Source organism: Limosilactobacillus caccae, assembly GCF_900156885.1.
Taxonomy (GTDB): Bacteria; Bacillota; Bacilli; order Lactobacillales; family Lactobacillaceae; genus Limosilactobacillus; species Limosilactobacillus caccae.
Window position 1 is genome coordinate 449,491 of record NZ_FTOY01000010.1, and the last position, 18,825, is coordinate 468,315.

Below are 18,825 nucleotides of genomic sequence, written 5' to 3' on the forward strand. Positions count from 1 at the left end.
ATTGGCAAAGCCGGTGACTCAGGAGTAACCGTTGTACGGATACAACCTGGGTTGATTCACAGATTGTATCTGTACCGGCTTTTTAATTGAGTATTAAGGCCTGTACGGATTCACGTACGGGCTTTTCTTTATCTTTTTATTTAAGAAGGAGATTCCCGTTCGTGGAACTCCTTCTTATTTTTTATCCAGGTGAAAGGTGGTAATTATTATGAAGAAAATTATCAAGTATCTTGTTGTGACGATTATTATTGTCGGTGGGTATATGGGGCTTTTACAGCTTCATCGGCAGACAACGAAACCAGTTGTTGGTATTTTGACGATGATGCATCACCCGGCCCTTGACCAGATTCAAAAGGGGGTCGTTGCGGGATTAGCTGCTGAAGGTTACCATGATGGCAAAAATATTAAGATTGAATATCAAAATGCAAATGGTGACCAGAGCAACTTAAATACAATGGCAAGTAAACTCGTTAATGATAAGGCAAAAGTTACGGTAGGAATCACAACCCCAGCTTGTCAGGCACTTGCTAATGCAACTAAGGATATTCCTGTAGTGATGGGCGGCGTTGGTGACCCAATTGGTGCTGGTCTTGTTAAAGACGAAAAGCAGCCGGGAGGAAACGTCACAGGCGTTCACGGGATAAATCCTAGTGCGCAACAAATCGCCCTTGTGAAGAAATTTATCCCTAATCTAAAAACCCTTGGTGTAATCTATACGTCCAGTGATCCGTCTTCGGAAAGTCAATACAAAACAATGGTTAAGGCTGCTAAACAAATGCATGTAAATCTTAAAACCTACACGATTGCTAATAGCAATGAGCTCGATCAAGTTTCACAGACAATGTTGAACAAAGTTGATGCTGTGATAGTCCCTAGTGATAATACAATCGCCGGATCAATGGGGACGTTAGTAAAGAATGCGAATGCAGTTAACAAGCCGGTTTTTCCAAGTGCTGATACGATGGTAAAAGACGGTGGTGTAGCAACGATTGGTCTGAGTCAAGATGGGCAAGGATTTGAAGCTGGGAAGATGGCTGCACGAATTTTGAAGGGTGAAAAAGCAAGCACAATGCCAGTAAACGACTATAAACATGGTGAACCAGTGCTTAACTTAAAGCAGGCCCATAAATTAGGGTTAAAGATCCCAGCAGATTTCCAACAAGCAGCCGAACAAGACGGTAAGGTATTTAGGTAGTGGCTAATGGATAAGATTGAAAAATATATTACGGCAGAAAAATTACGGTTTGCGAAAATCCTTGGAGAATTTATTGAGCAAGCTGGCATTAGTGAGACTGGTGAAGGCATTCGGGCAAGCTATACTTTTATTATTCAACTGTTAGAAAAATTACTTCATGCGAAAGTTAAAGTCTATCCGACAACTACTTCCCCGGTAATTGTCGCTACTATTGAGCCGGGAAAGCAAAGAACTATCTTAATGTATGCGCACTATGATGTAATGGCAGCAGGAAATCTTGACGAATGGCAAAGTGATCCGTTTAAGCTGATTAAGCGTAAAGAAAAATTCTATGGCCGAGGAACGGGGGACGATAAAGGACAACTAATTGCCCAAATTTGTGGCCTCTATGTTTATCAACGACTATATGGGCATTTTCCTGTGACAATTAAATTATTTTATGAAGGACAGGAAGAAGCGGGAAGTATTGATTTACAAAAGATTGTGCATCAGTTACGAGATACTGACTTACGCGGGGTCAAAAATGTGGTTGTTAGTGATGGTGCTTATAATGGGCATCATATGATCTCGTTAGGTAATCGTGGTGGATTAGGATTTCGCTTAACCGTTAAAGAAAATGATAGTGATCTTCATTCGGGTAATTTTGGTAATGTTGCACCTAATGCAGCTTTAAAACTGGTTCAGCTTCTTAATCGGCTTGTTGATCCAACTACTGGAATAGCGCGGATTCCAGGTTTCTATGACGGGATTAAGCAGGCTAGTGATGAAGAGAAGAAAATAATTGCAGAATTACCCAAGCCATTGACCCACTATTATTCAGCAATGGAATATTACCAGCGATTGATGTTTTACCCGACAATTAATATTAATGGGATAAGTAGTGGCCATGTTGGCAAAAGAATAAAAACTATAATTCCCGGAAGAGCAACAGTCCAAATGGACATTCGGTTAGTGAAGGGACAATCAATAAAACAGATAAAGTGGGCGATTGAAAACCTCTTTATAAATGAAATGGCACGTGGGATTGTGAAAATTGAGTGGCTAGTCGAAACGCCGCCGAGCAAAGTTGATATAACTAGTTCATTTCTTCAACTACTGCAAGAAGCCGTTACTAGTGTCACAGGGAGATGTTTATTGCAACCAGTAATGCCAGGAACAGTGCCTAATTATGTATGGGAAAAGGAGTTAGGAGCTGATGTCTTCACGATTCCGTTAGCCAACAGTGACCATCATGCACATGCTGCTAATGAAAATATTGCTGTAAAAGATTTTTTTGATGGGATAGCGATATATGCGTATTTTTGTCAAAAACTTGGCGACCGATTTAGTTAGAGAATCCCTAATAAGTAATTTCCGAATACTTTAATTTTGTGATCACCGAATATTCGCAAGATAACAATCTGTTGCATCGGGGCCACACCCTGTGTTGTAATTCGTTAGAAATACGTTAAAATAAGACAGGGAAATCTCCTGTGGATAAGTCGGTGGATAACTTTCGTCCTCTTTAGGAATTTTTAAGAATTATTGATATAATAGGAATTCTAATTGTTAAAAAGTTATCCACAGGTAGGGCACTAAGATGTGGATAAGTGGATGTTTAAACGAATTTGTTTTGCTGAACGCTTGTGTACCAACGGATTCGGAAATCCACAGCGAACGATTGTTTTTGTTGATAACTGTGGATAAGTAATTTTTAAGAAAGCGTTTTTTCGCCAAAAAATTAGCCGAACATTCGGTAAACGTTAAACAATTCTCGTGAGCCTGTGGATAACTTTGTGGATAAGTTGTGGAAGGTAGTGGATATCTTGAATATAAAAATTATTGGTGTGGGAAAGCTAAAGGAAAAATATTTTAAAGCCGGAATTGCGGAATACGCGAAACGGCTCGGCCGCTTTTGCAAGTTTGAAATCGTGGAGGTACCAGATGAAAAGGCACCGGAATCACTAAGTCAGGCCGAAATGGACGAGGTGATGGCAAAGGAAGGAGAACGAATCCTCGCGAAGATTAAGGATCGGGAATACGTGTATGCTTTAGCGATTAAGGGGAAGGAACGGACGTCAGAAGAATTCGCCAAAGAAATTAATCAACTGACGACGTACGGGCATAGCGACATTACCTTTGTCATCGGTGGATCATTGGGACTCAGTCCGGCGGTGCTTAAGCGCGCGGATACGCAAATTTCGTTTGGCCGCTTCACACTTCCCCACCAACTGATGCGGTTAGTATTGACCGAGCAGATTTACCGGGCATTTACGATCATCAATGGCCTTCCTTATCACAAGTAATTAAGGATTTATTGGGATTGTTAATTTTCGTTATGGCTTTCGGCGGTTACCGTTTATCGCGTTAAGAAGATGGTATAGTTAGCTTGTACCCTTGTTTAACTGATGAATGGAGGATGCAACTATTTGATGGAAGCTGACGAATCGCAGCAATTACGGTTTAAAAAGATGCTGGTTATGATGCTGCTAACGGTGGGCTTGTCACTAGGCTTGATGACCACCCGGGTAGCGGCAAGGGAAGTTTTTGATGCCCAGCCACTAGTGTTGACGACCAGCGATGACCGGGGTGAAATGCCAGCGGGCAAGCGGCACCAGTTTCGGGCAAAGCTTTTGCGGAATTGGTGGCAGGTGCGACAACCAAAGTATGTAATTTATCGGCCGCTTTTTTACAAACGCTAATTAACTGCCTTGCAGGGGGAATCAATTGCCTTTGCAGGGCTTAAATTTTAAAATAAGGACAAAGGAGGGTTGACGAGTGCAAAAAGTAGGAATTGTTATCGGTAGTGTTCGTCCTAACCGACGGAGTATGCAAGTTGCGGCCTGGCTTAAGCGCCAGCTACAAAAAGAAACGAAGGTGCAATATGACCTAATTGATCTAAAGAAGGTTGACTTGCCAATGATGGCGGAACCACACCTTCCCGTCACCGGTCTGTATACCCAGCAAAAAACGCGGGCGTGGAGTGCACTGATCCAGCAATACGATGGCTTTATCTTCGTCTTTCCCCAATACAACTGGGGCTATCCAGCAGTGCTTAAAAACGCGATTGATTACCTGGCAAAGGAATGGCAAGGGAAGCCGGTTAGCTTGGTAACGTTTGGTGGTCATGGTGGTACGCAGGCCCAACTTGCGATGAAAATGGTTATTGCAGGGTTAAAGATGCAGGCGTTGCCAGTCAACTTACAAATTGACCTCTTGCCAGCAGACAGCTTAGCAGTCGCAGAGCGGAAATTAAATAGCTATAATTGGCAAGTAGAGTTATTAAGTGAATGTTTTGATAAATTTTTTAAGCAACAGAGGATAAAATAGTATTAATTTGTGATAGAAAGTGCAAAGTAGGGTACTTTGTAAAACATATTACTGTAAAATGTGGTTATTTTGCCCTAGATAATGAAAGAAGTCACAATTTTATCATTGCAAAAGGCCGCTACTTGGTTAATAATAGAAAGCGTATTCAGATACCATGAGGAGGGTATTTTTATGAACAGACAATTTGATTTCTTAATGCCAAGTGTTAACTTCTTTGGCCCAGGGGTTATTGAAAAGATTGGTGATCGTGCAAAGATGCTCAATATGAACAAGCCATTAATTGTTACAACTGATGGTTTGGCTGATATTGATAACGGTCCAGTAAAGCAAACGCTTGCTTCTTTAGACAAGGCGGGCGTTGACTATGCCGTATTTACTGGTGTAGAACCTAACCCAAAGATTCGTGACATCAAGGCCGGTAAGAAGATGTACGAAGAAGAACACTGTGACTCCATTATCACTGTTGGTGGGGGTTCAGCCCACGACTGTGGTAAGGGTATTGGGATCATCTTGACTAACGGCGATGACATCTCCAAGTTAGCCGGAATTGAAACCTTAGACAACGCTCTTCCACCACTGATGGCCGTTAACACGACTGCTGGGACTGGTTCAGAATTGACTCGTCACGCGGTTATTACTAACGAAGAAACACACTTGAAGTTCGTTGTTGTTTCATGGCGTAACATTCCATTGGTATCATTCAACGACCCAATGTTAATGCTTGATATTCCACAAGACATCACTGCTGCTACTGGTTGTGACGCCTTTGTTCAAGCAGTTGAACCATACGTTTCTGTTGACCACAACCCAATCACTGATAGCCAATGTAAGGAAGCTATCCAATTGATCCAAACTGCTTTACCAGAAGTAGTTGCTAATGGTCACAACGTTGAAGCACGGACAAAGATGGTTGAAGCTGAAATGCTTGCCGGAATGGCCTTCAACAACGCTAACCTTGGTTACGTTCACGCAATGGCTCACCAACTTGGTGGTCAATACGATGCTCCTCACGGTGTATGTTGTGCATTACTGCTCACTACTGTTGAAGAGTACAACTTGATTGCTTGCCCAGACCGTTTTGCTGAATTAGCAGAAATCATGGGTTACGACACGACTGGTTTGACGACGATGCAAGCCGGCCAAAAGGCAATCGAAGGAATGAAGGAATTGTGCAAGGCAATTGGTATTCCAGGCTCAATCAAGGAAATCGGTGCTAAGCCAGAAGACTTCGAATTGATGGCTGAAAATGCCCTCAAGGATGGTAATGCCTTCTCTAACCCACGTAAGGGAACGAAGGAAGAAATCGTTCAACTTTACCAAAAGGCTTACGATGGTATTTACTAATTAAAATAAGCATTAAGTATCAAGAGGATGGGAATAATTTATTTTCCATTCTCTTTTTTGCTTTCACCGGAAAACTAACTAGCACCCCAAATAAAAGGCTCTTCGTCAAGAAGTACTGATAGAAAAAATTAAATAACTTTTCAAGCAGCTCGTGCCAGACTTTTGGTATGGGCTGTTCTTTTGTTTTTCCAATTGATGGCAATGTATGAATTTGGTAAAGCGAGGAGAATACGTGCCCGAAAGTTGAAGAAGTTCCGGAAACCATAAGCAGTCCGCTTAATTACTTTGATTTTGTTGTTAGTTCCTTCAACTGGCCCGTTAGTATAGTTGTCATATTTGAAGCTAGTGATGATCTCTGCTTTGTGTATGCGCAAGGTCCGTTGAACTTTTTGAAGTGGTTGTGGCAGAAGGGTCCATTTAATAGCGAGAAGATGGTTGAGTTCTTTCTGATCGCGGTGGTTGATTGCGAGAATCAGGTCTTGGTAATAGCGATACGCCTGTCTTAGATCATCGTCGTAGGAAAGCAAGCGATGGACTACTTCAACGTCGGTTAATTGCGCATAGTGAAAGTTACGGCGCGACCAGTAATTATCGTATTTAAGGGAAGCTGATGGCGTTAAGATCAGTTTCCAGAAACGTTTTAAGGCCCGCCATTGATGAGTTCCTTTACCAGCACGATTCATTGCCTTGATTCTGATTTTGTTTAAGGCCCGGTATGCTTGTGCGACCACGTGAAAGTGGTCGGCGATAATTAACGCATGAGGGAAAAGCTCATGAATTAAATGACGATAGGGAGTATATAAATCAACAGTAACCGTTTGTACGGCCAAACGAGCGGAGCGATCATAGCGGAGAAAGTAGTTATATAAGTAACGGCTGCGTCGTGACAAAATAATGTCTAAGGTGCGTTTATTTTCAATATTCATTAAGATCATACTCATGTCACTGGGCGCAAATCGGCCAGATTTGAAGTCATCAAAGGCGATGTGGCGTGGTAACCAATGATAATTAGGCTTAAAGACTTGATCGAGGTTAGAAATGATGCGTCTGACAGTCCAATCAGAGACACCAAAAGATTTGGCAATATCAGTTTGCGATTCATTAGTTGATAATTGCATCATAATACGCTGTTTGACGGCTAAGGCGATGTGATGACGATATTTAAGATCAGTAACCTTGGCGAAATCAGTAACGGTCTTAGGACAATTTTCTGAAGGCTTACAGATATACTTCTGCTTGCGAATTGACCAAATGGTTGGCTTGTAGTGCAGCGATGGCCCTAAACTCCGCACAGTTTTAAAGCCATTCTTGCTCATTAATTGTCCGCAAAGAGGACAATGATGGGGATAACTTTGCGTAAGATGGACAACGATCAAGTTACCTTGATCCTCAATCGGGTTTTTGAAATGTTTGATATCAAGTTCAAGGTGGCGATCTTTAATTCCTAAAGCAATTTTGGTAGAATAATTCATGAAAGATGGTCCTTTCTTAAACGAAGACGGGGTCCAACCATCTTTCGTTTTTTTATTTTAAATTTTAAAACAAAATAAGCACCGATGTTAAATCCATCAGTACTTAAAATTGTAGACCCAAATAAAATGCCCCCAACAGCGGAAAACCGCCTGTTGGGGGCATTATCGTTGGTAAGCGGGTGACACCTACGCTTATTTGTTAGTGGTTAAGGCAAAGTTAATTTGTCCTAATGCTAGTTCTGCGACGCTTGTTGCACCGTTGAAGACTAGTTTGATCAGGCGATTTTCTGGACCGGGCTTAAAGATAAGTTGCCGGTCGCTGATGGTAATTACCTCGCCACTTTCTTCGTGAACGGGAGTAATCATTAACGCCTTTCCTAGTGCGGCGGCAGCCTGTTGGGGGTCCGTGACGTGGAAAATGGCCTGTTTAACATAGATATCGCCAGCGGGGTGCGGCTTGATTAAGCCTTTTTCTTTTAACGTCTGTTCTCGTTGCTGGTCTGCTTCTCCCCATTGAATAAAGAAGGGGAAGGGGAGGTTATTTGGCAATTTATCGTTGACGTAGAAGATTTGCCACTGGATTAGGTTGCCGTGCGGGTCGACCCGTTTTCCACTGGTAATCTCGCCGACGTCGACCCCGGCAGCAGCAAGGCGGCGGTGGGTTGCCTTAATATCGCTTGAACGAATTGCGATCGTCGTAAAGCGTTGGATGCCGTTAAAGTAGTCTTGCACTGCCTCGTAAATCCCTGAATTATTTTCATAGGGGAAGGCGGCCGCTTGCTTCTTATCGGCGACCGTTAAGAGTTCGAGATAGTTTATGCCAAAGTAGTCGAGGGCGTTTTTGGTTCCCCAGTATTGGTGGTTACCGCCGGGGGTAAATCCAAAGCCGTGGTCATTGAAATACTTAACCGCGGCGTCAAGGTCAGTGACCGCAACCATCGTGTGGTCCCAGTTTAAGGTTTCTGTCATTTTAATCACCTGCGTTTTGCTTGCCGAGTTCCTTTGTCCGTTTAACAGCTGCTACAACGGCGTTTTCGAGTCCTGATGCAAACGAACTCTTGTCTAATTCGTGCTGGGCAGTGATACCGACGCCCCCGGCGGAATTATTAATATCAAGCAATTCGGCGGGGTGTTTACCACTTTGTTCGACGAAAGCGGCTGCTGCCTTGAGGTTTTCCAGGGCAAGCTTGTTTGCCTGTTGCCGTGGCATTCCCGCGAGAACACCAGCGTTGGTAAAACTGATTAGGAAGTTATAGATGAAGTTTGGCCCGGTAACCCCGTAGCCAGTAAAGACATCGAGCAGGGATTCGGCGATATATTCTACCTTCCCGAAGCTATTGAGAAATTCTTCAACGTTCGCCTGGTTGGCCCGGTCGTTCTTGACCACCCCGCTATACCCCAGCGCGACATCGGTAAGGGTGTTGGGGATGATCCGGGTAACGGCAAACTGGTCGTCAGCGGATGTGAGCTGGTCGAGGGAAACCCCAGCGATGATGGAAATGACGTCGTGCTGGTAACCGTGTTCGACTAGGTTCTTCATAATCGCTGCCCAGTTATCTTGTGGCCGGACCCCTAAAATGACGATGTCTGCACTAGTAACTTCATCCCAGTCAGGTTCCCGGCTTGCTGAAAAGCCATACTGCTCTTGCAGGTACTTGATCCGGGAAGCTGCGATATCGACAATCCCGGTCTCGTTTGCATTAATTACGTCCTTCTTTAATGCTGCTCGTAACATTGCTTCAACCATTTGGCCACCACCAAATGAGTAGATTTTTACTGTCATTAAAGTTCACCTCTTAGTATTGTCCTAGTTTAATCCTAACTTATTTTGGGGATGAAGGCTAATCAAAAGTCATTGCCAAAAATTTAAATTCACGAATTGGTCTAGTTGAACTTGTTGAACAAGGCAGACCTCCTTGCCCTTAACGCTTTCTTTAATAAAAAGGGGCTAATTATCCATTTTTATGTTATAAAATGAACTTTACATTTGCCGATAGTCAAAATAAATATCAAGCAAATGGCTTGAATTGGTCTAGTGTTTAGTTATAAAATGTAAGCGCTTATAAAATAAGGAGGATATATTAATGGCATACCAAACGATTAATCCATACACAAATAAAGTCGAAAAGACATTTGAAAATACTAGTGATGAACAATTAGAAAAGACGATCGCCACTGCTCATGAATTATACAAGGACTGGCGCTTTAATGATAAGTTAGAAGAACGGAAGAACGTTATTCTCAACCTCGCGAAGAACTTACGCGAACACAAGACAGAATACGCTGCAATCATGACCAAGGACATGGGGAAGCTGATTGGGGAAGCAGAAGGCGAAGTTGAACTCTGTGCCTCATTTTGTGACTACTATGTTGCCCACGTTGACCAGTTCCTCCAACCGGAAGTAATTGCGACGACTTCTGGACGGGCAAAGGTCTTGAAGCAATCGCTTGGGGTCTTGGTTGCGGTCGAACCATGGAACTTCCCATTCTACCAAATCGCCCGGGTATTCATCCCTAACTTCCTCCTGGGGAACCCAATGATTTTAAAGGATGCTTCTAACTGTCCTGCTTCTGCCCAAGCCTTTGCGGATGCCGTTAAGGAAGCCGGCGCACCTGAAGGCAGTTTAACCAACCTCTTCTTGTCATACGACCAAGTTAACGCCGCAATCGCTGACAAGCGGATTGTCGGTGTCTGCTTGACTGGTTCTGAACGTGGTGGTGCAACGGTTGCTAAGGAAGCTGGCGCAAACCTTAAGAAGAGCACGATGGAACTTGGTGGGAACGATGCCTTCATCATCCTTGACGATGCTGACTGGGACCTCGTTGAAAAGGTTGCTCCCGCTGCCCGGCTATACAATGCTGGTCAAGTCTGCACCTCATCCAAGCGGTTCATCGTATTATCCAAGGATTACGACCGCTTCCTCAAGATTTTGCAGGACGCCTTTTCAAAGGTTAAGATGGGAGACCCACTGGATCGCACAACAACATTAGCACCACTTTCTTCTAAGAAGGCAAAGGAGAAGTTGCAAAGCCAGGTTGACTTGGCAGTTGAAAATGGCGCCAAGGTCTACTATGGTAACCAACCGGTAGACGACCTTGATGGTCAATTCTTCATGCCAACGATCTTGACGGACATTGCGCCGGACAACCCAATCTTTGATACTGAAATGTTTGGTCCAGTTGCATCTGTTTACAAGGTTGACACTGAAGAAGAAGCGATTGCCTTGGCTAACAACTCCAGCTATGGCCTAGGGAACACGATCTTTAGTAGTGACCGTGACCATGCTGAACGGGTCGCTGCGCAGATTGAAACGGGGATGACCTGGATCAACTCTGGTTATGCTTCCCTTCCAGAATTGCCGTTCGGGGGCGTTAAGAACTCCGGTTACGGTCGTGAATTGAGCAGCTACGGGATTGAAGAATTCATGGGCAAGCACTTGATTTACGAAGTACGGCAATAGGAAAATTAGTAACTTTTGAATAGCTAAAAATAAGCACTGATTGGTTAACGACCGACCAGTGCTTATTTTTTCATGCTAGTGATTGGCCGAAATTTGAATCCCGATGATGCTAATAATCAATAAGACCACAAAGAACCAGGTAACACCGGTGATGTGATTATGGAAGAACCAGGCACCGACAAGGACAGATCCGACCGCCCCAATCCCGGTCCAAATGGGATAGGCAATGCCAATCGGCAGGTGTTTAGTAGCAATTACTAACCCACCCATACTGATAATTAACCCGATAACAGTGAGGAGCGCAAAGAACCAGTTAGAAAAGCCGTTGCTTAACTTCATCATTGTTGCCCAGAAAGTTTCCATTAGTCCAGAAAATAATAGTATTAACCATGCCATGATTATTCCTCCTTCAAATAAAAAAGGATGGCTACTACTTTCTTCAAAGACCTAACGAAAGTAGCAGTCATCCTCATCCCCGGTGGGATTAATCTTTAGTTCTAATAAGTGTAACACAAAGTGAACGGGGCGGACAATTTTTCCTGCTTAGGACTTACGCTAAGCTGAACAGGAGGGTGATGTTATTATTACGGTCGTTTACTTAATAACTTTTATTATTTTGCCAAATGAGCGCTACAATAGAAATTGATTAATCAACGAAAGCACAATATGATAAGGAAAAAGGGGTATCCTAATTATTGTTATTAAATGGGGAAGTGCGGATGGAAGAGCAAAAAATTCAAAAAGAAATAAAAGATAAAATTTTTGACGGGGCGCGGTGGGTTTCGCTATGCTGGATATGGATGTTTATGTCATTGATCTTCAGTCCCTTGTTTAGAACGGATGACCACTTAGATGGTAAAAAACTTCCAATTGCGATTTTATACCTATCATTAATTTTTGCCCCACAGCTAGTTAAGCTAATTCCCCGCCTAGTTTTATTATTAGTTCAAGGGGGAATCTTAGTCGGGGTTTCGTTGCTGCTGACATATGGCACTAAGATCGTTTTCTTAATGGCGGGGCTACCAGTGCTATTATTTGAGGAATTAATCTTTATCGCTCCCCCAAAGAAGGTGCCACTAATCTCGCTGCTGTACGGGGCGTTTATCTTAGCTAATGCGAATAACTTAATGAGCTTTATCTTGCAACTTGAAGCATTCGCGATTGTTTTTGTCCTTGTGGTAATCGCATACCGGACGACTTATCGGCAGTTTATGCAGGCAGAAGAACTGCGGGTAGTAAACGAAAAGCTTAACCACGCGAACCAACGGATCGAAAAACTGACGGCGGAACGGGTCCATAAAGAAGTCGCCCGTGATTTACATGATACCTTAACCCAGGACTTTGTTGGGCTTAATATGCGGTTGACCGTTATTAAGCAGCTGGCAGAAAAACAGGAATATGCCAAATTATTGCCAATGGTTACGGAGACGCAGCAAATGGCGACGAATGCGATTGAACAGTCGCGAAGCATGATTAAGCAGTACCGGGACCTTGAATTTCCCCGGGAGAAGCAGTCATTAAAGCAGATGACGTTAGACACGATCGCACTATTGGAAGAGAATTATTCATTGAAGACCAAGTTGACGATCAATCAAGATGTGGCCATTTGGATGGGGGAACTGGTTGACATTGAACGGGTTGTTAGTGAAGCCTTGATGAACGTTGTTAAGCATGGTGAAACCGACCAGGCAGCGGTTAACATGGTCGTGGATGATAACCAGCTGACAATTGAGATCATTAATCACGGTAAAAACTGGCAGCCGACTAACCGGGATAACCACTACGGGATGACGAACATGAAAGAACGCGCTGCAAAGTATAATGGTGAGATTAAGTTTTCATCGCTAGCAAAGGGGTTGAAAGTAACCGCCACATTTGAACTAGGAGAAAATTAACGGGAGCATGGCTGAAGTTATTACGACTTCATGACCATGCTCCCGTTGTTTATCTAGTGAGAAAAACCTTTTTCTGGTTACTTTACGTTGACATACCCGTCTTGAACAAACTTTGTTCCGTAGATCAGGGTGTTTTCAACTGGACACTTTGCGGCAACGTCAGCAAGAAACTTCTTAATATCTTCGTCAGACTCATCGCTGCGTAGGTGTGGTTGGTAGTGGATTTCGGTGTACTTGCGGACGTTTTTGCCATCAGCAACATCTTCGCGGTCAAGCTCCCCTTCAACAGTTACCCAGAAGGCGCGGAGGTCGAAGTTCCGCTTCTTTGCCAGGGCAGTTGCGGTGATTGCTTGGCAGGCACCGAATGAGGTGAGCAGGATCTCAACCGGATTCATCCCGGTATCGGTACTACCCGGTTCATCAAAGGTGATTTCAAACCCGCGGGTTCCTGCTGATACTTGCATTCCAGTCGTTGTCTTTGTGGCGGTTACCTTGTACTTAGTCATTACGATCTCCTCCTAATCCTTACTACCGTTAGTGTAGTTGATTAATTAAGCTGGGGCAACGAAATTACTTCTTTATTATTTAATTTCGTGCGGGGATGACTTACCAGCAAGGATGAGGCGAACGTCATCGAGGGAGAAGTCAACCATGTTTTGCACGGCGCGGTTAGTGAAAAAGGCAATGTGGGGCGTTAAGATAACATTATCCATCTCGTGAAGTTCCTGAACTAACGGGACATCAGCGAGTCCTTTTTTGCGGCGGTCAGTCATGACAACCTGGTTTTCCCCTTCGAAGGTATCGAGGGCAGCGGCGGCAATTTCCTTATTCTTTAGTGCGGTGACTAAGTCGGCGGTAACCACCACCGGTCCCCGACTGGCATTAACTAGTCCCGCAGATGCTTTCATTAATGCAAAGTCATTAGCGGTGATTAGCCCTTCGGAGGTCGGGTTGAGGTCAACGTGGAGGCTAACCACGTCGGCGTGCTTAAGAAGTTCTTCCTTTGAAACAAACTTAACGATTCCATCGAGGTCATCCCGTGGTTTGATGTCATAACCAAGGACAGTTGCACCGAGAGAATGAAGGAGCTTAGCGAGGGTGCCACCAATTCGGCCGACCCCAATGATCCCAATCGTGGCGGTATGGATTTCAATCGCCTGCTCATTGCTAAACCACCGGTAGTCGTTATTAGCAACCTGCTGGTCAAACATGTAGGACTTCCGCAGCAGGCGGAATATCTGCATTAGGGCATGTTCAGCAACACTGCGGGGCGAGTAGGCGGGAACATTGGTGACGGTTAGGCCGTTTTCGTGGGCCTTCCTAATGTCGACCATGTCAAAGCCGGCAGTCCGGGTGGCAATTTGCGTTAATCCATTCGCTTTGAGTTTTGGGTAGATGTCAGCAGGAAGCTTGCTCCGTTGCTGGATGACTAGTCCATCGACGTCAGCAGTCATGTCAACTGCATCATCAATTAGTTTGGGTGTTGTGATGATTTCAACGTTATTTTTTTGCGCGTATTCCTTAATCGCCGCTTGCTCATCGTCGCGAACACTAGTCATTAAAATCTTCATCTAATCTGCCTCCTCCACAAAATTAGCAATTCTATTAACGGCAGTTTTGATATTGTCCATGCTTGTAGCGTAACTGATCCGTAAGTAGCCTTTACCACCAGCACCGAAGAATGAGCCGGGGATTACCGCAACTTGCCCGTTATTGGCAAGGTCAGTTGCAAATTTAACATCATCATCGCCAAACTTGGCCGGTAACTTAGCAAAGACGTAAAAAGCACCGTTCGGGCTGGTAATTTCAAAGCCCATTTTCCGTAAGGCACCAAGCAAGAAGTCACGCCGTTCACGGTAGGCTGCCTTCATTTCAAGGGTGGCTTGGCGGCCATCCTCGGTATTAAAGGCAGCAACCGCGGCGGCCATGGCTGGATCAGAAGCAGCGGTCACCATCATTGCGTGAATGGCGCTGACAGATTTCATCAAGTCAGCGGGACCAGCGATAAAGCCGATCCGGTAGCCGGTCATTGCATGAGACTTCGACGCCCCGTTTAAAATTAAGGTTTGTTCGGGGATAAATTCCGCAATCGATGTGTGCTGACCTTCGTAGACTAGTTCGGAGTAAATCTCGTCAGCGATAACAACCAGGTTTGTGTCCTTGATTGCTGCCGCTAATGCTTGAACTTGGTCGTGGGTGTAAGTTACCCCGGTTGGGTTAGATGGGTAGTTCAGGATGATACCCTTGGCGTTAGGGTGACTGGCAAGCACGGCTTTAAGGGTTTCTGGGGTAAGGATAAAGTCAGTCTTGCTGGTATCAATTTCAACTGGGTTACCGCCCAGGATATTCGTAACGGCCATGTAGAGGGGGAAAGTTGGCGTGGTGATGAGGATTTCGTCGCCGGGGTTAATGATCGCGGAGAGGGAGGCGTAAATCCCTTCCGTTGCGCCGACAGTGACGGCAATTTCGCTGTCAGGGTCATAAGTCAGGCCGTAGCGGTCACTCATGAAATGGGCGATTGCCTTCCGCAAAGCAACCGTCCCGGTTCCTGGAGCATAGTGGGAGTCGTTGGCATTAATGCTATCAATGGCGGCTTGTTTCATTGCGTCAGGGACGTTGAAGTCGGGTTCCCCTAATGTGAGTTTGACGATTCCAGGAATGGCACTGACCTGGTAGTCAAAGGCACGGATTCCGCCGGGGGAGAGACGGGCGAAGTTCTTATTTAAACGGGATAATAATTCTTTCTTTGTTGCTGGCATAATAAATTCCTCCTTATAAAGGTAAGTTTAAACTAAAAGGAGCCCTGAATGCTAACTGATTACATTCAGGGCTCCTTCAATTGGAATGAGTATAAAAGAGGATCCCGAATGTTTGGGTCATCCGGGAACGCCACAATGAAAAACACTGCTGGTTAGCGGACGACTGTGTCGCTAAACCAGAAGGCATACGCTTGGCTTAAATGAAGTAAAGCAGTGTTCATCATTGCATCCTCCTTTGATTAACTGATTGTTAATTATTCTAATCTGTTTTTAATAATTGTCAATACTTTACGCGTAAAAACTTCTGCTTTTGATTGAAAATGTTGATTTAATAGTGCTTTTGCCCGCCAATTTAATGTGGATTCCTTTAATTATTCGCCGGAAAAAAGTTTAAAAATATATCACAAATGTGTTGTATTAGTTCACAGATGTGGTATACTTATAAGTGTAAAGGAAGTGGAAAAGCGATGCGGATCGATATAAAACATTATTTGAAAGTGAATCACCTGACGATTTATCAGGTGTCGAAGCGTTCCGGTTACGGATACACGACTTTACATAAGTCATTTAACAAGCCACAGTCTAGTTCGACGTCCCTCAACTTGCGTGACCTTGATGCCCTTGCACAGGCGCAGGAAAAGACAATGTGGGAAGTGCTAAAGGAGCTAGAAGAGCACTACCTTGAATGAAGAAGCTGGTGGCAAAAGCAGTCACCAATAAGAAGGTCGGCCAGTGGATTGGGATGGCTTTGCGTTAACTTTGATTATTAATATAGAAAACAAAAAATAAGGATATAGGGAGGAATTCATCTATGGCACAAAATCCAATGAACCCATTTGACAACGACATGAACGACATTTTCAACCAATTGATGGGTGGCATGAACGGCTTTAATGCGGATAACCGTCGGTACCTCATCAATGGCCGGGAAGTAACACCAGAAGAATTTGCCCAATACCGCAAGACTGGTCAATTGCCAGGTGGAGCGAACCCGCAACAACCTGGTCGCCAGGCAAACAACGGCAAGAACAGTATCTTGCAAAAGTTGGGCCGCAACTTAACAGAAGAAGCACGGCAACACAAGCTTGACCCGGTCATTGGCCGGAACAAGGAAATTCAAGAAACCGCGGAAATCTTAAGCCGGCGGACGAAGAATAACCCCGTATTAGTCGGTGACGCCGGTGTTGGTAAGACCGCGGTAGTAGAAGGGTTGGCACAAGCAATTGTGTCCGGTGATGTTCCGGCAGCAATCAAGGACAAGGAAATCATTTCAATTGACATTTCCAGCCTTGAAGCGGGGACCCAGTACCGTGGTAGTTTTGAAGAAAACATGCAAAAGCTGATTGACGAGGTCAAGAAGGCGGGCAACATCATCCTCTTCTTCGATGAAATTCACCAAATCATCGGCGCCGGTTCTGCCGGTGACGCTGACGGCTCCAAGGGGATGTCTGACATCATCAAGCCAGCATTATCCCGTGGCGAAATCACGGTAATCGGTGCAACGACCCAGGATGAATACAGGAACACAATCATGAAGGACGCTGCCTTAGCACGGCGGTTTAACCCAGTAACGGTCAACGCGCCAAGCAAGGCTGATACATTAAAGATCCTGGAAGGAATTCGGGACCTTTATGAAAAGCACCACAATGTCCAATTACCAGATGACGTCTTAAAGGCGGCGGTCGACTACTCTGTTCAATACATGCCACAACGGTCATTACCAGACAAGGCGATTGACTTAGTTGACATGACGGCTGCCCACCTGGCTGCTAAGCACCCGGCACGTGATGCAAAGGCAATCGAAAAGGACATTGAAGAAGAAGAAAAGAAGCAAAAGGACGCTGCGAAGAACGAAGATTACAAGGCAGCTCAGGCTTCAAAGGAAAAGATTGCCGACTTGAAGAAGCAATTGAGCGATAACTCTGAGTCTGACAAGGTTACTGCTACTCCGGAAGATGTTGCCAAGGCAGTTGAACAAATGACTGGCATTCCGGTTTCTAAGATCGGGGCAAGTGACGTTGAACGGCTAAAGGACATGGATAAGCGGCTTGAAGGCAAGGTAATTGGTCAAGATGAAGCGGTTGAAGCAGTTGCCCGGGCCATCCGTCGTAACCGGGCTGGCTTTGATGAAGGCGAATCACCAATTGGTAGCTTCCTCTTCGTTGGCCCGACAGGTGTTGGTAAGACCGAATTGGCTAAGCAGTTAGCCTTAGACATGTTTGGCTCTAAGGACGACATCATCCGGTTAGATATGTCTGAATACTCCGACCGGACAGCTGTTTCTAAGATGATCGGGGCCACTGCTGGATACGTTGGTTACGAAGACAACGGGAACACCTTAACTGAAAAGGTTCGTCGTCACCCGTACTCCATCATCTTGCTTGATGAGATTGAGAAGGCTAACCCACAAGTTATCACGCTCTTACTCCAGGTTCTTGATGATGGTCGCTTAACTGACGGTCAGGGGAACACGGTTGACTTCAAGAACACCGTTATTATTGCAACATCAAACGCTGGCTACTCCAATGATGCGCCAGTTAAGGTGGGGGCAAGTGAAGATGAAGAAGACTTAATCAAGAAGTTAACGGCATACTTCCGCCCAGAATTCTTGAACCGGTTCAACGCAATCGTTGAATTCCACAGTTTGACCAAGGACGACCTGAAGAAGATTGTTGACTTGATGTTGGCTGACGTTAACAAGACCCTCGCTAAGAAGGGCATGGACGTTAAGGTTACCGATACTGCTAAGCAATACTTGATTGATCAAGGATACGATGAAGCAATGGGTGCCCGTCCACTCCGGCGGGTTATTGAACGGGAAATCCGTGATAAGGTAACGGATTACTACCTTGACCACCTTGATGTAAAGCACTTAGTTGCGGAGATGAAGGATGGCAAGTTAGTAATTATCGATGCAAAGGATGCTTCTACTGATGATCACAAGGAATACACCCCTGCTGATGACAAAAAGGATGACTCTGCAACAGAGGAACACAATTAATAAGGTAGATTAAGTTAACGGAAGTAGGAAAATGGTCATTAATGACCACGCTCCTGCTTCCGTTTTGTATTTTAAAAAGCTAACTTGCACGCAAATTATGCATAAAATTAGGAGCCATTTTAGTGGAAAAAAAGGGCCAAAAAAGCGCTTTTTTTCGCTTTTTTGGCTCTAAATCAGCCCCTTTTTCGCGGTTAACTTATCGCCTTATTCGATGAGCCGGATAAAAGATCTCACTTATTAAAAAGAAGCGCCTTGAAGCCCGGCATTATGGGAAACTTCGCCCTTACCAAGTGTTAAATAACGAGGTGAATCGGGGCCGTTTTACTGATAAATTAGCTGTTTTTAAGCGCTATATTTGTCGCTTAATAAGACAAATATGACGTTTTGTG

17 protein-coding genes are annotated in these 18,825 nt (G+C 44.5%); 10 read left to right on the forward strand and 7 right to left on the reverse strand.

Annotation, left to right across the window (positions count from 1 at the left end):
• Positions 1–208: 208 nt before the first annotated feature.
• The 6 genes from trpX to CZ502_RS05445 all read left to right on the forward strand — a co-directional run bounded on the left by trpX (position 209) and on the right by CZ502_RS05445 (position 5,848).
• Positions 209–1,195 (forward strand): tryptophan ABC transporter substrate-binding protein, encoded by a 987-nt coding sequence (trpX, locus tag CZ502_RS05420; protein WP_076460314.1) that lies wholly within the window; start codon positions 209–211, stop codon positions 1,193–1,195.
• A 6-nt stretch (positions 1,196–1,201) separates the two neighbouring features.
• On the forward strand, positions 1,202–2,527 hold the full coding sequence (locus CZ502_RS05425) for a M20/M25/M40 family metallo-hydrolase (RefSeq protein ID WP_076460316.1): 1,326 nt from the start codon (positions 1,202–1,204) through the stop codon (positions 2,525–2,527).
• Positions 2,528–3,000: 473 nt separating this feature from the next.
• On the forward strand, positions 3,001–3,480 hold the full coding sequence (gene rlmH / locus CZ502_RS05430; RefSeq protein ID WP_076460319.1) for a 23S rRNA (pseudouridine(1915)-N(3))-methyltransferase RlmH: 480 nt from the start codon (positions 3,001–3,003) through the stop codon (positions 3,478–3,480).
• Between the two features lie 126 nt (positions 3,481–3,606).
• Positions 3,607–3,876 carry a hypothetical protein gene (locus CZ502_RS05435; protein ID WP_076460322.1) on the forward strand — a complete coding sequence of 90 codons (270 nt, stop codon included), beginning with the start codon at positions 3,607–3,609 and terminating at the stop codon, positions 3,874–3,876.
• A 76-nt stretch (positions 3,877–3,952) separates the two neighbouring features.
• Positions 3,953–4,504 carry an NADPH-dependent FMN reductase gene (locus CZ502_RS05440; RefSeq protein ID WP_076460325.1) on the forward strand — a complete coding sequence of 184 codons (552 nt, stop codon included), beginning with the start codon at positions 3,953–3,955 and terminating at the stop codon, positions 4,502–4,504.
• Between the two features lie 171 nt (positions 4,505–4,675).
• Entirely contained in the window at positions 4,676–5,848 is a 1,173-nt protein-coding gene (locus CZ502_RS05445; RefSeq protein ID WP_076460327.1) for an iron-containing alcohol dehydrogenase, read from the forward strand.
• Between the two features lie 140 nt (positions 5,849–5,988).
• Here CZ502_RS05445 and CZ502_RS05450 read toward each other — a convergent pair whose 3' ends face one another.
• The 3 genes from CZ502_RS05450 to CZ502_RS05460 all read right to left on the reverse strand — a co-directional run bounded on the left by CZ502_RS05450 (position 5,989) and on the right by CZ502_RS05460 (position 9,103).
• On the reverse strand, positions 5,989–7,320 hold the full coding sequence (locus CZ502_RS05450; RefSeq protein ID WP_076460150.1) for an ISL3 family transposase: 1,332 nt from the start codon (positions 7,318–7,320) through the stop codon (positions 5,989–5,991).
• Between the two features lie 192 nt (positions 7,321–7,512).
• On the reverse strand, positions 7,513–8,289 hold the full coding sequence (locus tag CZ502_RS05455; RefSeq protein WP_076460329.1) for a VOC family protein: 777 nt from the start codon (positions 8,287–8,289) through the stop codon (positions 7,513–7,515).
• A 1-nt stretch (position 8,290) separates the two neighbouring features.
• Positions 8,291–9,103 carry a pyrroline-5-carboxylate reductase family protein gene (locus CZ502_RS05460; protein WP_076460331.1) on the reverse strand — a complete coding sequence of 271 codons (813 nt, stop codon included), beginning with the start codon at positions 9,101–9,103 and terminating at the stop codon, positions 8,291–8,293.
• Between the two features lie 301 nt (positions 9,104–9,404).
• Between CZ502_RS05460 and CZ502_RS05465 the strand changes: the two genes are divergently transcribed.
• The gene (locus tag CZ502_RS05465) at positions 9,405–10,781 is read left to right on the forward strand and encodes an NAD-dependent succinate-semialdehyde dehydrogenase (RefSeq protein ID WP_076460333.1); all 1,377 of its coding nucleotides are present in this window, start codon (positions 9,405–9,407) and stop codon (positions 10,779–10,781) included.
• Between the two features lie 75 nt (positions 10,782–10,856).
• On the opposite strand, the gene CZ502_RS05470 is transcribed toward CZ502_RS05465, so the two are convergent.
• Positions 10,857–11,177, reverse strand: coding sequence for a DMT family transporter (locus tag CZ502_RS05470; RefSeq protein WP_076460335.1), 321 nt, complete (start codon positions 11,175–11,177; stop codon positions 10,857–10,859).
• 323 nt (positions 11,178–11,500) lie between these two features.
• On the opposite strand from CZ502_RS05470, the gene CZ502_RS05475 reads away from it, so the two are divergent.
• Positions 11,501–12,676, forward strand: a complete 1,176-nt coding sequence (locus CZ502_RS05475; protein WP_143457273.1) for a sensor histidine kinase — start codon at positions 11,501–11,503, stop codon at positions 12,674–12,676.
• Positions 12,677–12,753: 77 nt separating this feature from the next.
• Here the strand turns inward: CZ502_RS05475 and CZ502_RS05480 are convergent, their stop codons facing one another.
• From CZ502_RS05480 to CZ502_RS05490, 3 genes are all read right to left on the reverse strand, one after another.
• Positions 12,754–13,182 (reverse strand): OsmC family protein, encoded by a 429-nt coding sequence (locus CZ502_RS05480; RefSeq protein WP_076460339.1) that lies wholly within the window; start codon positions 13,180–13,182, stop codon positions 12,754–12,756.
• A gap of 75 nt (positions 13,183–13,257) precedes the next feature.
• Positions 13,258–14,247, reverse strand: a complete 990-nt coding sequence (locus CZ502_RS05485) for an NAD(P)-dependent oxidoreductase (protein ID WP_076460341.1) — start codon at positions 14,245–14,247, stop codon at positions 13,258–13,260.
• Positions 14,248–15,435: an aminotransferase class I/II-fold pyridoxal phosphate-dependent enzyme gene (locus CZ502_RS05490; protein ID WP_076460343.1), complete on the reverse strand. Its 1,188-nt coding sequence runs from the start codon at positions 15,433–15,435 to the stop codon at positions 14,248–14,250. It abuts the gene before it with no gap.
• A gap of 467 nt (positions 15,436–15,902) precedes the next feature.
• Here CZ502_RS05490 and CZ502_RS05495 point away from each other — a divergent pair, with 467 nt between their 5' ends.
• Complete coding sequence (locus CZ502_RS05495; RefSeq protein WP_076460345.1) at positions 15,903–16,124, forward strand: transcriptional regulator; 222 nt, start codon at positions 15,903–15,905, stop codon at positions 16,122–16,124.
• 122 nt (positions 16,125–16,246) lie between these two features.
• The gene (locus tag CZ502_RS05500) at positions 16,247–18,436 is read left to right on the forward strand and encodes an ATP-dependent Clp protease ATP-binding subunit (RefSeq protein ID WP_076460347.1); all 2,190 of its coding nucleotides are present in this window, start codon (positions 16,247–16,249) and stop codon (positions 18,434–18,436) included.
• Positions 18,437–18,825 lie beyond the last annotated feature (389 nt).

What these genes read in the sequence shown, in the direction of transcription:
- CZ502_RS05425 (WP_076460316.1), top strand. Translation starts at nt 1,202, where the DNA reads ATGGATAAGATTGAAAAATATATTACGGCAGAAAAATTACGGTTTGCG.
- CZ502_RS05485 (WP_076460341.1), bottom strand. Translation starts at nt 14,247, where the DNA reads ATGAAGATTTTAATGACTAGTGTTCGCGACGATGAGCAAGCGGCGATT.
- CZ502_RS05470 (WP_076460335.1), bottom strand. Translation starts at nt 11,177, where the DNA reads ATGGCATGGTTAATACTATTATTTTCTGGACTAATGGAAACTTTCTGG.
- CZ502_RS05500 (WP_076460347.1), top strand. Translation starts at nt 16,247, where the DNA reads ATGGCACAAAATCCAATGAACCCATTTGACAACGACATGAACGACATT.
- CZ502_RS05435 (WP_076460322.1), top strand. Translation starts at nt 3,607, where the DNA reads ATGGAAGCTGACGAATCGCAGCAATTACGGTTTAAAAAGATGCTGGTT.
- CZ502_RS05495 (WP_076460345.1), top strand. Translation starts at nt 15,903, where the DNA reads ATGCGGATCGATATAAAACATTATTTGAAAGTGAATCACCTGACGATT.
- CZ502_RS05460 (WP_076460331.1), bottom strand. Translation starts at nt 9,103, where the DNA reads ATGACAGTAAAAATCTACTCATTTGGTGGTGGCCAAATGGTTGAAGCA.
- trpX (WP_076460314.1), top strand. Translation starts at nt 209, where the DNA reads ATGAAGAAAATTATCAAGTATCTTGTTGTGACGATTATTATTGTCGGT.
- CZ502_RS05450 (WP_076460150.1), bottom strand. Translation starts at nt 7,320, where the DNA reads ATGAATTATTCTACCAAAATTGCTTTAGGAATTAAAGATCGCCACCTT.
- CZ502_RS05445 (WP_076460327.1), top strand. Translation starts at nt 4,676, where the DNA reads ATGAACAGACAATTTGATTTCTTAATGCCAAGTGTTAACTTCTTTGGC.
- CZ502_RS05455 (WP_076460329.1), bottom strand. Translation starts at nt 8,289, where the DNA reads ATGACAGAAACCTTAAACTGGGACCACACGATGGTTGCGGTCACTGAC.
- CZ502_RS05465 (WP_076460333.1), top strand. Translation starts at nt 9,405, where the DNA reads ATGGCATACCAAACGATTAATCCATACACAAATAAAGTCGAAAAGACA.
- CZ502_RS05475 (WP_143457273.1), top strand. Translation starts at nt 11,501, where the DNA reads ATGGAAGAGCAAAAAATTCAAAAAGAAATAAAAGATAAAATTTTTGAC.
- CZ502_RS05480 (WP_076460339.1), bottom strand. Translation starts at nt 13,182, where the DNA reads ATGACTAAGTACAAGGTAACCGCCACAAAGACAACGACTGGAATGCAA.
- CZ502_RS05490 (WP_076460343.1), bottom strand. Translation starts at nt 15,435, where the DNA reads ATGCCAGCAACAAAGAAAGAATTATTATCCCGTTTAAATAAGAACTTC.